We start from the raw sequence: 14,274 nt of genomic DNA, 5'->3' as shown, positions 1-14,274 counted from the left end.
TCAGCCTTGCCCCTGCTGGAGGAGCAGGTCGGTCAGGCGATCCACCTTCTGTTCGATGCGCGCGAGCTGTTCGGCGAGTTGCTGCAGGGTGAGCTCCGGTGCTGGCTGAGGCACAGCCTCTGGCAGGATCTCGCTCTCGGCGGTCGCAACTGGCTGCTGCTTCCACTGGCTCAGCACTTTCAGCAGCTCGGCCATCGGCACGGGCTGGGTGAGGCGGGCCTTGATCATGGCGGTGGTGGGCGTCAGGCCCTTGGCGGCCAGCTCGTTGGCAATTCGGATGATCTCGTGGGCGGACATAAGCATGCTCTGGGTGAGAAGGGGGGATCGATATCGGGGCGGGATCTTAACCAAAGCCGGCAGGGGAGGAAAGGGGCGGGCGGCTTAGCGGGGCTGGCGCAGCATCACATCGAGCTGGTCGATCGCCTCGCACCAGTCGGAGTCGTTCCACAGGGCATCGCGCAGGAAGCTGGCCTGGGCGGCATTCCAGAAACCGGCCTCCGGCAGCAGGGTCTCATTGTCGAGGTGATGGTCGTGCACAAAGCGGTGCAGGCTCAGCTCGTCGTTGGCCATCCCGAGCTGGGCAAACAGGGCTGGCAGATCGTGGACAAGGGGTTCCATCTCGTCTCTCCCTTTGTTTAATCCCTGAGATTATAGACAGGCACAGCCATCGGGCGCAGAGACGAGATTGGGGATCAGGCAGAGGGGATGCGATGGGGTGGCAGATCGACACCCACGACGTGCAGCCCCTGCATCTTGAGGGTGCCCTGATAGTGGCTCTCGCCATCGCTGGAAAATTCAAACTGATAGTGAGTCAGCAGCCGCAGGGGATTATGTGCCAGCTCCCGCCGATGGCGAGCCAGTGACAGCAGTTGCAGGTCATGGTGCTGGCAGTAGCGGCGCATATATTGCCAGGCCACTTCTGCCTGTTGGCGTTGCAGCCAGAACAGGCCGGCAATCGCAATCAGCAACAAAATTCCGAGCATCTCTCCCATAGGCGGGCTTCCTTATCGTGATGTCGATAACCGGGAGTCCTGCTCGGCACTCCCGATCTCCTTTTCTATTTCCCGCCGTGTTGCCTCGTGGCGTGAGGGGGAGGCGAGGGATCAGGCCGAGGCAAACAGACGGCCGATGGCCTTGCCCAGCGCATCGCTGCGGTTGGGGTCACGCAGTCTGGCCAGCATATCATTGCGCAGGGCCGGTAAAGTGACCAACTCGGCAAAAACCTGATTGAAGAACTGGGTCGGTTGCAGTGCCAGTTGTTCCAGATAGTGGCTGAGCAGATTGGCATCTTTCAGGTCGGGCCAGAGCCGGCCCGCAATGGCGAGCAGCAGCGCCGGGCTCGGCTGGGTTTGCAGCAGGGTCAGCAGCTTGTTGGTGCGCAGCGTGCTGCCGGGGCAGGAGGCCATGGCGCGGCAGAGGTAGGCCAGGGTCTCCGGGTTGGGGGCGGCGCACTCCTGCTCCTTGCCGATCCGCTCGAGCAAGGCGCCTTGTACTGCCGGTGGCAGCGGGGCGTTTTCAAGGCTCTGGCAGAGGGCGTAGAGCGGCTCTTGCGGCAGTTTGGGTAGCGCCTTGCAGATCAGCGCCAGATTGCGTTCATCATGCAGTCGCTCGGCCAGATCGGCAAAGCCCTGCAGCCCCAGAGTCTGCCAACCGGTGTCGTTGGGGGTGGCCAGATAGTGGCAGAGGGCATCGTAATAGGCGGAAGGAGCCTGCTCCAGCTGGCGCGCCAGCTTGGCGTGCAGACTGGCCATTTTTGCCTCCGCCGGGCGGAAGGTGTAGGGATTGTCGGCCAAGCGCTGGGCTTTCTCTTCATCCAGATCGCCGGTGAGCTTGTAGCCCAGGGTCTCCACCACCTGATCCATGAACAGCTTGGGGCCATTTGACATCAACAGACCGCGCTCATCGAGGGCAAACTTGAGGAACCAGAGGTAGTGGCGAGACTCGCTCGGCTGGAAGAAGTGCACACCGAGCCAGGCGTGCTGTTGCAGCGGCCAGGGGTAGGGCTCCTGCTGCTGTTCGATGCGCACAAAGGTATCGCTTGCCAGTGGCCGCACCTGGCGGCCCATGTCAAACAGCTGGAACTGGGTGCCAGCCTGAGTCAGAAATTCGGTCAAGGTATTGATGGCAGTAGGCGTCGCAGACATGGTGAGATCCGGCTAATGGTGATGCGGGCCGATTATAAGGCCCTTGCCGAGGATAGCCAGTGGCAGCAGACGCGTGTTGCGGCAGATATCAACATGGCAGCCATGCGGGGGGAGGTGTATAGTATCGCCCTTTTTTAACGGCGGCAGGCCGCGCTGACTGCCGTGTATGTCGACGAGCCGGCTGAATCGCCGGTGCTGCGCGACCGAATGTACTGGCATCCTGACTGGCCCTGTCGGGTCGGCGGATCAATTTGTGGTTATGAGGAAGAGAGCGAGATGAATCAATATTTGCTGGTAGCTGGCCTGTTGGGGGAACTCACCGCCGAGTTGCAGCGCCTCGAGCGCTGGCAAGCTGACCATCCCGGTGACGAAGCCCTGGCAAGCACCCTGCCTTTTTGTGTCGATACCCTGAGCTTTGATCAGTGGCTGCAGTTCGTGCTGATCCCGCGCATGGAGCAACTGGTGATGTTGCAGGCGCCGTTGCCCACCAGCGTCTCCCTCTATCCCATGGCCAGCGAAGTCTACAAAGAAGATCTGGCCGAAGCAGAAGCGCTGCTGCGCCTGATCGCCCGCTTCGATCTGCTGCTCTCCGGCAAAGTGATCGAACAATGATGCCTGCGCAAACTCGAGAAGAGAGTGACCTGAAGCTGACTCTGCTCTATCAGGATGAGTGGCTGGTGGCGGTCAACAAGCCGTCCGGTCTGCTGGTGCATCGCAGCTGGCTCGACAAGGGCGAGACCCGTTTTGCCATGCAGATGACCCGGGATCTCATCGGCGGTCGCCATGTCTATCCGGTGCATCGCCTCGACCGTCCCACCTCCGGCGTGCTGCTGTTTGCGCTCGATCCGGTGATTGCCCGCGCACTCACCGAAGCCTTCACCCAACGTCAGGTGCACAAGGAGTATCTGGCATTGGTGCGTGGCTGGGCGCCCGAGCAGGGGGTGATCGACTATCCCCTCAAGGAGCAGTTGGACAAGATTGCCGATGCCATGAGCAACCCGGATCGCCCGGCGCAGGATGCCGTCACCACCTTCCGGCGCCTGCATCAGGTCGAGCTGCCCCACGCGGTCTCCAAGAAGCACCCCACCAGTCGCTACAGTCTGGTCAGATTGTTCCCGAAGACCGGCCGCAAGCATCAGCTGCGCCGCCATATGGATCACCTGTTCCACCCCATCGTCGGGGATACCACCCACGGGGATGGCCGCCACAACCGTTTCTTTCGCGAGCACTTTGGCTGCGAACGGCTGCTGCTGGTGGCCCGCACCCTGAGCTTTACCCATCCTGTGCTCAAGGTGCCGATGCGGATCCAGGCGCCGCTCGGTCAGGATGTGCTGCGCTTGTTTGCCGAGCTGGGCTGGCCCGCCAGCGAGAGCGACTACTAAGCGCCAGATCCTCAGCCCTGAACCGGTAGCATCTGACGCCAGCTTGCTGATAGAGTTGCTCAAAAGAGTGACTCAAGCAGGGAGAGGAGAATGGCGCAGATCGATATCGTGGTAGGAACTGTCTATGGCGCAGCCATGCTGGTGGCCGAGACCTTGGCAGATGAGCTGGAACGCCAGGGGCATCACTGCACCCTGCACGAAGAAGCACGGCTGGCGGACATCGACCCCGGCCGTTTTTTATTGCTGGTCAGTGCCACTACAGGACAGGGGGACATTCCTCCCAATCTGCAGCCCTTTGCCAGCGAGCTGGCTGACAAGGCGCCTTGGCTCAAGGGGCTGCGGTATGCCCTGATCGCCATGGGTGACAGCAGCTATGACCATTTTTGTGGCGCGGGGCGTCGGCTGGACGGATTGCTGCAAGAGCTGGGCGCCACGCGAGTGATTCCCCCGCTGGAGCTGGATGCCACCGTGCACGATGAACCCGAACAGGTGGCACTCAGCTGGCTGAAAAAGTGGGATATTCAGCCCTGAATATTCTCTGAAATAGAGCCATATCAATCCCCTGATCCTTAACCGACAGGGGATTGTTATTTGTGAACTGTCATTTCTCATATGTTCCCATAAATTATCTCTGTTGTTGTTTTATTTTTTCTCTTTTGAGTCCTCTTTCGTGTGGAAATATGTACATAGTTCTTTCTAAATAGTTCAATCGCTGAAAGCGATTTCAATCATGTTTTTAAAGAATTGTGGAGCTAATGAGACATTTCTTGATGGCTTATATTTTTGTTGGTATCGCTTTCAAGTGATTTTTTATTGCTTTAAATCTGCCACTTTGGGTTTTATTTCTGCTGGTTTGTTGTTTTTGAGGGTTTTTTTTATGCTTTTTGTGGTGGCTTGGCAATGGGTGTTCATTTTGTGAGTGTTGTCATATCACCCAGATGGCATGCTCCATATAATCGCACCTGCTTGTCACTTGGATATATCTACTGGCTAAGCCTTGATTATTAGGACATCACTCATCCTCAGCGGGAAAAGGAAAATGACAATGAATGCAAAATGGCTTCCGATAGCTGCCGCAGTAAGTATGGCGCTCTCTTCCGGTGTTGTTGTTGCTGCTGACGCAGATAATGGTTGGGAAGTACATGGTTATGGTCGTCTGGGTGGTCAATGGAATGGCGATGGCGCCAGCAAAATGAACACCTTGGGGAAACAGGACTACCGTACTGTGACCTCTATGGATGAAAATGCCAACCAGGTCGAGTTGTCTGTAAAAAAGAAATTTGAAGGAAAAAATGGTGTAAAGGGTGAGTTTGTCACTCGTGCCGAATATGGTAACCAGAATGCAGGTGACACTGGCTATTTTGTTTCCTCTGAAGGCTCACTGCAGACAAAGCGTGATGATGCCCAATTTGAAATGAAAGAAGCCTATGTGGAGCTGGCTGGTTTTGATTTCCTTGATAAGGATACCAAGATTTGGGCAGGTCAACGTTATTTGAACCGTGAACAAGGGATCTTGACCAAAGAGTTCTGGAAGCAATCTTCCGGTGTCGGTGCTGGTTTCCAGAATGGTGGTTTTGGTATGGCCGTGGTATCAGCTGATGATGCAGGCCAAGTTCGTAATAGCCATGACTTCGGCAAAACCGGTGAAAATCGCACTGCTACGTCACTGAATATTTATTATTATGGTCTGCAAGCTCTTGGTGGAACTTTCGACTTCGATTTGAAGGGGATGAAGCAGTCCAATACCGATGCTGATGCCGCATCAAACAGAGATCCGGTGACCGGAAAATATACCATCAATGCAGATACCGGTGTTGGTGCCTCTATTGCCTATAACCGTGATTATTATGGTTTTAAAGGTTGGTCCAAAACGGCTATCGCTTATGGCGAAGGTATGGCCTCCAATCGTGGGGTTAACTTCGGCTCCTGGAACGGTGGTTTCGGTAAAGACTCCAGCGCCCTGTTCTTCACCTCTTATGGTGTTGCTGAAGTGGCTCCTCGCTTGCAGCTTGGTAGTGAGCTGACTTATTGGGCTCCACAACATGTGAGCTGGGGAGGTGATCTCGATGTTGCTCGTACCATCTTTGCATTGCAGCCATCCTACAAGATCAATGACAATCTGCGTTTGCTCTTGACCGGTTCTTATGCGAACGAGAAAGTTGAAGATCAGAATGGTAAAGCGCAGTGGGGTCGCACGGATGTAAATACCCAGTTCTATGCTTTGGAAGTAGCTACAGCGTTTACGGTTGATGCAGATTACTGGGGACGTCCACAGATCAAACCCTTCGTGACCTGGGTGAAATCGAGCGATGAAAATGCCTCTGGTGCGATCAGCATTGACTCCACCAAAGACAACGGCAAGCTGTCTACCTCGCAAGTGTTCTTCGGGGTTGAAGCTGAAGTATGGTTCTAAGCTGATTCTCAGCTAAACAGCAAAAGAAGCGGCGCATGTTCATGCGTCGCTTCTTGATTTAAAGGAATAGCTATTATGAGACGTAACACGAAAGTGGCTGTGATCGTGGCTGGAGTTCTGCTGTTGGGTGGGTGTGCCAGTCATAGCTCACAGTCAATTCCGGATTCTGGATTCGCTACCTTGATGGCGTCTCCCGCATGTTGCATAGATTTTGCTCAGATGCCCCTTGATGCATTACCAGATGATGACAGCACTCTGGAAGTCGTCTTGGATTCTTCTTCGCCTGTATTTGACTTCAATGATGGCAAGTCTTACTTCAAAGCCTTTCAGCTGCCCAAACAGCGTAGCCAAATAGATATCACGCTTAAGTCTTATTTCACTGATAGCATCATGTTGCCAAGTGTGCTTTTTTTAGACAAAACTCTGAGGGTTGTCAAAGAAGTCAATGCTGAGCAATTCCAGCTCGTTTATGGCAGCATCGGTCGTCGCATTTCCCTGGATAGCCATATTACCTTAGACCAAGCGTCATCTGGCCAGCAGGCTGAGTTTATGATTATCAAGGCGGACCCCAAAAGTCGTCAGGGTGAGACTAAGGTAATGTCTGCGGCAAGAAAATGGGCAAAGGAGACTGGCTTGGCCGAGCCGGTAGAAGCTGATCCTGTGTTCTCACACAGCATGTCTGGTAATTTAGCTCTGTCGGTGCGTTCATCTGGCCAGCTCTTGAGTTCAGGGCAGGTAATGTCATTAGGTGCAGTGCAAAACCAGTCCATCACTCCCTCACCTCAGCCTACCGTAGGCAATAGCAAAAGTGCCATCGTGTTACCAGCATCAACTTCAGCACATGCCATGCTGAGTGAAACTGAAGCCTTCTACCAGAGCCAGATCGAAAAAGCGGTCAAGGCGGGGGATATCGACAAGGCGATGAAGCTGGTGAACGAGGCCGAGCGGGCTGGTTCAACCAAGGCAAAAAGCGTGTTTATTGATGCGGTCAAGCGCTCGCAAAAATAGAATAATACGCCCCTTTGCTGGTCAGATATATTTATTGAGGCCTCCCTTGTTGGAGGCCTTTTTAATCGGTAGACTGTAATAAATAAAAATAACGCCGTTACATTGAGTTACAATGAGTTTCCATTTGATATAAATCGCATCATTAAAATACAAAGTGAAACTGCTATTTATATGTTTTTGTAATAGAGTGATAATGCAGATTGTTAATCTTATATTAGTGTTGTTTTTTAGCTGCTAAACAAGTTGTGATCTTCCCTCCAAATTCAATATTCCCCCGCCTTCGAAAGCAGCAATTTATGACCCGCTGGGTTATATTCTGATGGTCAAAATAAACAAGCCCGACTCGAAGATATCTGAATGAATCAGTCCTTATTTCATCCAGATAGATCGTTCAGGGACGACAATCCATTCAGGAGCGCACACAATGTTCAAAAATGCTTTCTCTAATCTGCAAAAGGTTGGTAAGGCGCTGATGCTGCCAGTATCAGTCTTGCCAGTCGCAGGTATTCTGCTGGGGGTGGGTGCTGCCCACTTCAGCTGGATGCCGGAAATTGTCTCCCAATTGATGGAGCAAGCCGGTGGTTCTGTATTTGGCCAGATGGCCCTGCTGTTCGCAGTGGGTGTTGCTCTTGGCTTTACCAATAACGACGGTGTATCCGGTCTGTCAGCCATCGTTGGCTACGGCATCATGGTCGCAACCCTGAAGGTCATGGCACCTGTGATGGGTGTTGAAACCATCGAAACCGGCGTGCTGGGTGGTATCCTGGCCGGTGGTATCGCTGCTTGGGCCTTCAACCGTTTCTACAAGATCCAGCTGCCAGAGTACCTGGGCTTCTTCGCGGGCAAACGTGCCGTACCCATCATCACCGGTTTCCTCTCCATCGGTCTGGGTGTGATCCTGTCCGTGATTTGGCCGCCAGTGGGTGGCGCCATCGGTGCCTTCTCTGACTGGGCTGCCAACCAGAACCCGGTACTGGCCTTCGGTATCTACGGCGTGGTTGAGCGCTCCCTGATCCCGTTCGGTCTGCACCACATCTGGAACGTACCGTTCTTCTATCAGGCTGGTACCTGTGTCAACGGTGCCGGTGAAACTGTTCACGGTATCATGACCTGCTTCCTGACTGCTGATGACGCGTCCCGCGCTGCCGGTAACGGCTTCGGTCAGCTGGCTGGTGGCTATCTGTTCAAAATGTTCGGTCTGCCTGCTGCTGCGTTCGCCATCGCTCACGCTGCCAAGCCGGAAAACCGCGCCAAGATCGTTGGTATCATGGCCTCTGCAGCCCTGACCTCTTTCCTGACCGGTATCACCGAGCCGATTGAATTCTCCTTCCTGTTCATCGCTCCGGTTCTGTACGCAATTCACGCTGTACTGGCTGGCCTGGCTTATGTGCTGACCAACTCTCTGGGTATCGTACACGGTCACACCTTCTCCAACGGCTTCATCGACTTCGTGGTGCAATCACCGCGTGCCGACAACATGCTGCTGCTGGTTGGTCTGGGTCTGGTTTACGCAGCTATCTACTACGTGGTATTCAGCTTCGTTATCCGTGCCATGAACCTGAAAACCCCGGGTCGTGAAGACGAGACTGCTGAAGAGGCCGTTGGCCAAGGCAAAGACGAGATGTCTGCTGCTCTGGTTGCCGCCTTCGGTGGTAAAGAGAACATCGCTTCTCTGGATGCCTGCATCACCCGTCTGCGTGTTGGCGTGAAAGATGTTGCCAAGGTTGACCAGGCTGGTCTGAAGAAATTGGGTGCTGCCGGTGTGGTAGTGGCTGGTTCCGGCGTTCAAGCCATCTTCGGTACCAAGTCCGACAACCTGAAAACCGACATGGACATCTGGATGAAGAGCAACTAATCCTGTTGCCTGAATATCAGCGTGTTTGAAGAGGGAGGCGAAAGCCTCCCTCTTGCTATTTCTGGTTATGGATCGTGCGAGTCACAGCAGGTCGAGCTCGGCAGGAGTCTCGTTGCCCAAGATGCGATGTGAACGGGATACCTTCTGTTGGTGTTGTGCCTCGCTCGCCTTATCGCACACCATCACCAGATCAACCTTATAGCCAGATAGAGTCATCCAGTAATCAGCCAATAAAAAGAGCGCCATCTGGGCGCTCTTTTGTCGAGTCGGGGGGATTAGAGTTTCTCCAGATCCCGTTCGATTTCGCTGATCTTGTTCTGCACCACCTTCTCCAGATGACGCAAGTCGCGCAGGATCTTCTGCTTGATGTCCGGGTCGGCTTGCTGATGGACGCCCTGGGTCAGGTTGTCCAGCTCATCCACCACATACTTGAGGTTGGCGTTGATCTCGGTGACATCCTTGTACTCATGGGTACCGGAGTCGACCAGCATGGTCTTGCGCTGGCGGGGATACTTGAATTTGACACTCTTGGCGAAGAACTCGCCCTTCTGCTTCTTGAAGTAGATCTTGAGGATGTCGTGGTTGGCCTCCTGGCGCAGGGTATAGCTGTCGACGGAGGCGGGATCCTGGATCCCCAGGCTCTTCAGATTCTCGTACATCAGGCTTCCTCGGTTTGAAACGATCCTGTCCCATCCATCTTAACCGATGCCTCATGGCTTGCCTGTGACAGGGGCGCCAAAATCAAAAGGGCGCCATCAGGCGCCCTTTCATCACAGCAATGCTGATTACTCGTCGATGGAGCGCAGCAGGGCGTTGATGCCGACTTTGGCGCGGGTTTTGGCATCCACCTTCTTGACGATCACCGCCGCGTAGAGGCTGTACTTGCCGCATTTGGAGGGCAGGGAGCCGGAGACGACCACGGAGCCAGCCGGTACGCGGCCGTAGTGGATTTCGCCGGTTTCACGGTCATAGATGCGGGTGGACTGGCCGATGAAGACGCCCATGGAGATGACGGAACCTTCCTCGACGATGACCCCTTCAACCACTTCGGAGCGGGCACCGATAAAGCAGTTGTCTTCGATGATGGTCGGGTTGGCCTGCAGCGGTTCCAGTACGCCGCCAATGCCGACGCCGCCGGAGAGGTGGACGTTCTTACCGATCTGGGCGCAAGAGCCGACAGTAGCCCAGGTATCGACCATGGTACCTTCGTCAACAAAGGCGCCGATGTTGACATAGGAGGGCATCAGCACTGTATTGGGGGCGATAAAGGAGCCTTTGCGGGCCGTTGCCGGCGGCACCACGCGCACACCCGCTTCCTTGAACTGCTCGGCGGTGTAGTTGGAGAACTTGAGGGGAACCTTGTCGTAGTACTGGGCATCGTCGCCCTTGATGATGCCGTTGTCGTTGATGCGGAAGTAGAGCAGTACCGCTTTCTTCAACCACTGATGGACAACCCACTCACCGGCGATCTTCTCGGCAACCCGTGCCTTGCCAGAGTCCAGCAGGTCGATGGCTTGCAGGATGGCGGACTTGGTGGCGCTATCCACGGAGCCCGGAGTAATGGTGTCGCGGCGCTCGAAGGCCGCTTCAATGATCTGTTGCAACTCGGTCATGACAGGTTTCCTTTAAAAAATTCTGTTTGTTGTATCACACTTTTCCGACTGTTTTTAAGGGGTTGACCGGAATTCTTCCGGCCTGCGGCCATTTCTTCATCCGGCGTGCGCCAACCAGTTGTTTGGTATGGCAAAAAACGCCCGACAATCAGCCTCTTTCGAATCACTCTTCGCTTAATCAAGTACCGACTGCTGGGGATTGAGCTGGTGTACCAGTCGCTCTTCCAGCTGTTTTTGCTGCTCGGCGGTCAATGGCTCGCCATCGAGGCTGGTCAGGCTGAAAAAGTCCTCGACCCTCTCACCGAAAGTGGCAATTTTGGCGGCGTGCAGCGACAGTCCACACTGCTGGAAAACGGCACCGATCCGCGCCAGCAGGCCGGGAGTATCGAGGGCAGTCAGCTCCATCAGGGTGTGACGGCTCTCCCCTTTAGTGGGCGAAGAGCGGGGCAGGAAGACCACCCGGGTCGGCACGCTGAACTGGCGGTGGCGCCGTGACAGCGGCTTGTTGCGCAGCACCAGCTTGCCCGGCTCCTGCAGCGCCTTCTCCAGTGCCTTCTTGATGGTGGCGGTGCGGTTGGGGCTGATAGGTTCGCCGCTCGGCTCCAGCACCACGAAGGTATCGAGCACATAGTTGCTGCGCGAGTTCATGATCTGGGCGTCGTGGATGTTAAGGTTCTTCTGATCCAGTGCCGAGGCGACGGTGGCAAACAGATTCGGGGTATCGCGGCAGTAGATAAATACCTCGCTGCCGCCGCGGGTCGGGTGTTTGCCGATGATCACCAGCGGCGCCGGATTGTCACCATGTTCGATGATGTGGCGGCAGTGCCAGGCGATCTGCTCCGGGCTGTGACGCAGGAAGTAGTCGGCCTTGAAATCGGCCCAGAGCTGGTTGATCGCCTCTTCCGATACATCCCGTTGCGCCAGCAGTTGCTTGGCCTGACGCTGGTTTTCGCGAATGCGCAGCCGCATGTCGGGCGGGTTCTCCAGCCCCTGGCGCAGCGCCTTCTGGGTCGCGAAGTAGAGCTCCCGCAGCAGGGTGCCCTTCCAGTCGTTCCACAGGGTATCGTTGGTGGCGCAGATATCGGCCACGGTGAGGCAGTAGAGCAGGTCGAGATGCTGTTCGTCGCGCACCTTCTGGGCAAAGTCGGTGACCACGTCGGGATCGTAGATATCGCGGCGCTGGGCGGTGACCGACATCAGCAGATGGTGGCGTACCAACCAGGCGACCAGTCGACTCTCGTAGCGATCGAGTCCGTGCAGCTGGCAGAACTCCAGCGCATCGACGGCGCCGAGCTCCGAGTGATCGCCACGCCGCCCCTTGGCGATGTCGTGGAACAGGGCGGCGATGCTGAGCAGTTCCGGTTTGCGCAGCCGGGTGAAGACCTCGTGGCAGAGCGGGTGGCTCTGGCGACTGGCCGGATTGGGAAACTGATGAATGTTCTTGAGCAGCCTGTGGGTGTGCTCATCTACCGTGTAGGCGTGGAACATATCGAACTGCATCTGGCCGACGATGAGGTTCCACTGCGGCAGATAGGCGGCGAGGATGCCGTACTTGTGCATCAGGGTGAGCGGCAGGCCGATGCCGTTGGGGTGGCGCAGCAGCGCCATAAAGAGGCGACGGCAGTCGGGTAAGTCTTGCAACCAGCAGTTGAGTTTGCGGCGCGCCTCGCGCAGTTGGCGCAAGGTGGCCGAGTGGATACCCGCAATCTCGGGGTGTTGGGCCATCTGATAGAAGAGGCGCAGGATGGCGGCCGGTTCACGGCTAAACAACTCCGCATCCACCGCATCGATGAGGCGGCCACGGAGCTGGAACTCGTCGGAGAGGCGGCGCACATCCATGGCGGTGTTGCCGAGGATGGCTTCGTCAAATAGCTGCAGCAGCATCTCGTTGAGCTCGGAGACCCGCCGTACCGTCTGATAGAAGCGTTTCATCATCTGTTCGACCGGAGTGTTACCTTCCCCCTCGAACCCCAACATCTGGGCCACGGTGCGCTGGCGATCGAACAGCAGGCGGTTATCTCCCTTGTTTATGGCCATGTGCAGGGCGAAGCGCACCTTCCAGAGAAAATTCTGGCAGTCGAGCAGCTCGCGGTACTCGGCGCGGTTGAGAAAACCGTGGCTGGTCATCTCGAACAAGGTGGTGGCGCCAAAGTGGCGGCGGGCGACCCAGGCGAGGGTTTGAATATCACGCAGGCCACCCGGATTGCTCTTGAGATCGGGCTCCAGCTTGTAGGCGGTGCCGAGAAACTGCTGGTGACGTTCAGCCTGCTCCTGGCGCTTGGCGCGAAAGAAGGCTTCACTCGGCCAGAAGTGCTGGGGGCCGGTGGCCTCTTTCAGTTGTCGGAAACCCTCCTGGCGACCTGTGATGTAGCGCGCTTCGATCAGGTTGGTGGCGACCGTAATATCGGCGCGCCCCTGCTCGAGACACTCCGACACGTTGCGCACCGCCTGACCCACCTCAAGCTTGAGATCCCACAGCAAGGTGATGAACTCGCCGATCCGCAGTCCCAGCACTTCGTCCAGTTCGTCGCCATCATAGAGGATCAGCAGGTCGATGTCGGAGTGGGGGTGCAGCTCGCCACGGCCATAACCGCCTACCGCGATCAGGGTTAGGTCGCTCTTGTCGAAGCCGAACTTCTGCCACAACCGGCAGAGCAACTGATCCATGTACTCGGAGCGGGTGGCGACCAGCTCGATGATGTTGTCGCCGGCATCAAAACGGGCGTGCAGCCAGCCGAGAAAGCGGCTCAGGTACTCTTTGCAGTTGTCGCGAGTGAGCTGATCATCGGGTAACAAATGGGGGGAAAGCAGGCTGGCGTCCATGGCATCTCACACACAGTGGCAGGCAAATGGCTGAAACAGAAGTAAAAACCCCGGCGCTTTGGAAGTTCAGGGCCGGGGTTCGATGTTAGCTGTGTTTGATGAAGCGGTCGATAGTGTCATCGGGGCGCAGGGTGAGCACCTCGCAGCCATCCTCGGTCACCAGCAGGGTGTGTTCCCACTGGGCGGAGTCGCCGCCATCCTTGGTGGTCACGGTCCAGCCATCCTTCGGATTGACCTTGCAGTGATACTTCTTGCTGTTGACCATCGGCTCGATGGTGAAGCACATGCCCGCTTTCAGCTCCAGCTTGCCGCTGTTGCGATAGTGGAGGATCTGTGGCTCTTCGTGGAACTCGGCACCGATGCCGTGGCCGCAGTAGTCACGCACTACGGAGAAACCGGCCTTCTCGACGATGGGCTGAATAACAGCGCCAATCTCGGTGATGCAGGCACCCGGACGCACCTTCTTGATGGCGGCGTAGAGGCTCTCTTGCGCAACTTTGCAGAGCTGGCGGCGCAGTGGGGTGGTCTCGCCCACGATGAACATGGCCGAGGTATCGCCGTGGTAGCCATCCTTGATGACGGTGATATCCAGATTAATGATGTCGCCATCGCGCAGTTTCTTGTGATTCGGGATACCGTGGCAGATCACATCGTTCACCGAGGTGCAGATGGATTTGGGGAAGCCGTGGTAGTTGAGCGGAGCTGGAACCGCCTGTTGTACGTCGACAATATAGTCGTGGCAGAGGGTGTTCAGTTCGTCAGTGGTGACGCCAGCTTTGACATGGGGCGCAATCATGACCAGCACATCGGCGGCCAATTGGCCGGCAACGCGCATCTTTTCAATCTCTTCCGGTGTCTTGATTTTAATGGACATGGGATCTCTCTTGCGGCCTGCCGCTGGGCCTGCGAGGGCAGACAGGACAGGTAATGAAAAATAGATGCGTTTGCAATCAGGGCAAAATTTTATCCGCAACCCCCGCGTACTTCCAGTGTGATTGTCATCACAACGTCAAATCGGCGTCGCAGCATCCTCTGG

General features: G+C 56.1%; 15 protein-coding genes. 6 read left to right on the top strand and 9 right to left on the bottom strand.

All coding sequences use genetic code 11. The features are described 5' to 3' along the window. From ACTG2U_RS07810 to ACTG2U_RS07795, 4 genes are all read right to left on the bottom strand, one after another. The gene (locus ACTG2U_RS07810) at window positions 1-297 is read right to left on the bottom strand and encodes a DNA-binding protein (RefSeq protein WP_005343755.1); all 297 of its coding nucleotides are present in this window, start codon (window positions 295-297) and stop codon (window positions 1-3) included. An 84-nt stretch (window positions 298-381) separates the two neighbouring features. Beyond that, window positions 382-618 carry a DUF2789 family protein gene (locus tag ACTG2U_RS07805; protein WP_005338602.1) on the bottom strand — a complete coding sequence of 79 codons (237 nt, stop codon included), beginning with the start codon at window positions 616-618 and terminating at the stop codon, window positions 382-384. 74 nt (window positions 619-692) lie between these two features. Next, window positions 693-992: a DUF3301 domain-containing protein gene (locus tag ACTG2U_RS07800; RefSeq protein ID WP_005349738.1), complete on the bottom strand. Its 300-nt coding sequence runs from the start codon at window positions 990-992 to the stop codon at window positions 693-695. Between the two features lie 111 nt (window positions 993-1,103). After that, on the bottom strand, window positions 1,104-2,144 hold the full coding sequence (locus ACTG2U_RS07795; protein WP_201937306.1) for a DUF3549 family protein: 1,041 nt from the start codon (window positions 2,142-2,144) through the stop codon (window positions 1,104-1,106). 276 nt (window positions 2,145-2,420) lie between these two features. Between ACTG2U_RS07795 and ACTG2U_RS07790 the strand changes: the two genes are divergently transcribed. From ACTG2U_RS07790 to ptsG, 6 genes are all read left to right on the top strand, one after another. After that, the gene (locus ACTG2U_RS07790; protein ID WP_005338596.1) at window positions 2,421-2,756 is read left to right on the top strand and encodes a YqcC family protein; all 336 of its coding nucleotides are present in this window, start codon (window positions 2,421-2,423) and stop codon (window positions 2,754-2,756) included. Further along, a complete protein-coding gene (gene truC / locus ACTG2U_RS07785; protein WP_019445213.1) occupies window positions 2,753-3,526 on the top strand; it encodes a tRNA pseudouridine(65) synthase TruC in 774 nt (257 codons plus the stop codon). The genes ACTG2U_RS07790 and truC overlap by 4 nt, the downstream gene beginning before the upstream one ends. 90 nt (window positions 3,527-3,616) lie before the next feature. Beyond that, the gene (locus tag ACTG2U_RS07780) at window positions 3,617-4,057 is read left to right on the top strand and encodes a flavodoxin (RefSeq protein ID WP_421206719.1); all 441 of its coding nucleotides are present in this window, start codon (window positions 3,617-3,619) and stop codon (window positions 4,055-4,057) included. A gap of 514 nt (window positions 4,058-4,571) precedes the next feature. Next, window positions 4,572-5,939, top strand: a complete 1,368-nt coding sequence (locus tag ACTG2U_RS07775; RefSeq protein ID WP_103251464.1) for a carbohydrate porin — start codon at window positions 4,572-4,574, stop codon at window positions 5,937-5,939. A gap of 75 nt (window positions 5,940-6,014) precedes the next feature. Beyond that, complete coding sequence (locus tag ACTG2U_RS07770) at window positions 6,015-6,947, top strand: MalM family protein (protein ID WP_421301974.1); 933 nt, start codon at window positions 6,015-6,017, stop codon at window positions 6,945-6,947. A gap of 424 nt (window positions 6,948-7,371) precedes the next feature. Continuing rightward, a complete protein-coding gene (gene ptsG / locus ACTG2U_RS07765) occupies window positions 7,372-8,802 on the top strand; it encodes a PTS glucose transporter subunit IIBC (RefSeq protein ID WP_005338586.1) in 1,431 nt (476 codons plus the stop codon). Between the two features lie 81 nt (window positions 8,803-8,883). Here the strand turns inward: ptsG and ACTG2U_RS07760 are convergent, their stop codons facing one another. From ACTG2U_RS07760 to map, 5 genes are all read right to left on the bottom strand, one after another. Next, entirely contained in the window at window positions 8,884-9,048 is a 165-nt protein-coding gene (locus ACTG2U_RS07760) for a hypothetical protein (RefSeq protein ID WP_421301976.1), read from the bottom strand. Between the two features lie 29 nt (window positions 9,049-9,077). Continuing rightward, on the bottom strand, window positions 9,078-9,461 hold the full coding sequence (locus ACTG2U_RS07755) for a DUF3461 family protein (protein ID WP_005338583.1): 384 nt from the start codon (window positions 9,459-9,461) through the stop codon (window positions 9,078-9,080). A gap of 126 nt (window positions 9,462-9,587) precedes the next feature. After that, the gene (gene dapD / locus ACTG2U_RS07750; protein ID WP_005338581.1) at window positions 9,588-10,415 is read right to left on the bottom strand and encodes a 2,3,4,5-tetrahydropyridine-2,6-dicarboxylate N-succinyltransferase; all 828 of its coding nucleotides are present in this window, start codon (window positions 10,413-10,415) and stop codon (window positions 9,588-9,590) included. A 174-nt stretch (window positions 10,416-10,589) separates the two neighbouring features. Beyond that, the gene (gene glnD / locus ACTG2U_RS07745) at window positions 10,590-13,238 is read right to left on the bottom strand and encodes a bifunctional uridylyltransferase/uridylyl-removing protein GlnD (protein WP_439974318.1); all 2,649 of its coding nucleotides are present in this window, start codon (window positions 13,236-13,238) and stop codon (window positions 10,590-10,592) included. An 85-nt stretch (window positions 13,239-13,323) separates the two neighbouring features. Beyond that, window positions 13,324-14,112: a type I methionyl aminopeptidase gene (gene map / locus ACTG2U_RS07740; protein ID WP_005338579.1), complete on the bottom strand. Its 789-nt coding sequence runs from the start codon at window positions 14,110-14,112 to the stop codon at window positions 13,324-13,326. Window positions 14,113-14,274: the final 162 nt, after the last annotated feature.

Origin of the sequence: Aeromonas sp. 95A (genome assembly GCF_051919235.1) — a bacterium.
GTDB lineage: Bacteria > Pseudomonadota > Gammaproteobacteria > Enterobacterales > Aeromonadaceae > Aeromonas > Aeromonas veronii.
The sequence above is the reverse complement of the archived record's forward strand: the minus strand, read 5'-3'. Positions and strand labels throughout refer to the sequence as shown.

What these genes read in the sequence shown, in the direction of transcription:
- ACTG2U_RS07810 (WP_005343755.1), bottom strand. Translation starts at nt 297, where the DNA reads ATGTCCGCCCACGAGATCATCCGAATTGCCAACGAGCTGGCCGCCAAG.
- ACTG2U_RS07805 (WP_005338602.1), bottom strand. Translation starts at nt 618, where the DNA reads ATGGAACCCCTTGTCCACGATCTGCCAGCCCTGTTTGCCCAGCTCGGG.
- ACTG2U_RS07800 (WP_005349738.1), bottom strand. Translation starts at nt 992, where the DNA reads ATGGGAGAGATGCTCGGAATTTTGTTGCTGATTGCGATTGCCGGCCTG.
- ACTG2U_RS07795 (WP_201937306.1), bottom strand. Translation starts at nt 2,144, where the DNA reads ATGTCTGCGACGCCTACTGCCATCAATACCTTGACCGAATTTCTGACT.
- ACTG2U_RS07790 (WP_005338596.1), top strand. Translation starts at nt 2,421, where the DNA reads ATGAATCAATATTTGCTGGTAGCTGGCCTGTTGGGGGAACTCACCGCC.
- truC (WP_019445213.1), top strand. Translation starts at nt 2,753, where the DNA reads ATGATGCCTGCGCAAACTCGAGAAGAGAGTGACCTGAAGCTGACTCTG.
- ACTG2U_RS07780 (WP_421206719.1), top strand. Translation starts at nt 3,617, where the DNA reads ATGGCGCAGATCGATATCGTGGTAGGAACTGTCTATGGCGCAGCCATG.
- ACTG2U_RS07775 (WP_103251464.1), top strand. Translation starts at nt 4,572, where the DNA reads ATGAATGCAAAATGGCTTCCGATAGCTGCCGCAGTAAGTATGGCGCTC.
- ACTG2U_RS07770 (WP_421301974.1), top strand. Translation starts at nt 6,015, where the DNA reads ATGAGACGTAACACGAAAGTGGCTGTGATCGTGGCTGGAGTTCTGCTG.
- ptsG (WP_005338586.1), top strand. Translation starts at nt 7,372, where the DNA reads ATGTTCAAAAATGCTTTCTCTAATCTGCAAAAGGTTGGTAAGGCGCTG.
- ACTG2U_RS07760 (WP_421301976.1), bottom strand. Translation starts at nt 9,048, where the DNA reads ATGGCGCTCTTTTTATTGGCTGATTACTGGATGACTCTATCTGGCTAT.
- ACTG2U_RS07755 (WP_005338583.1), bottom strand. Translation starts at nt 9,461, where the DNA reads ATGTACGAGAATCTGAAGAGCCTGGGGATCCAGGATCCCGCCTCCGTC.
- dapD (WP_005338581.1), bottom strand. Translation starts at nt 10,415, where the DNA reads ATGACCGAGTTGCAACAGATCATTGAAGCGGCCTTCGAGCGCCGCGAC.
- glnD (WP_439974318.1), bottom strand. Translation starts at nt 13,238, where the DNA reads ATGGACGCCAGCCTGCTTTCCCCCCATTTGTTACCCGATGATCAGCTC.
- map (WP_005338579.1), bottom strand. Translation starts at nt 14,112, where the DNA reads ATGTCCATTAAAATCAAGACACCGGAAGAGATTGAAAAGATGCGCGTT.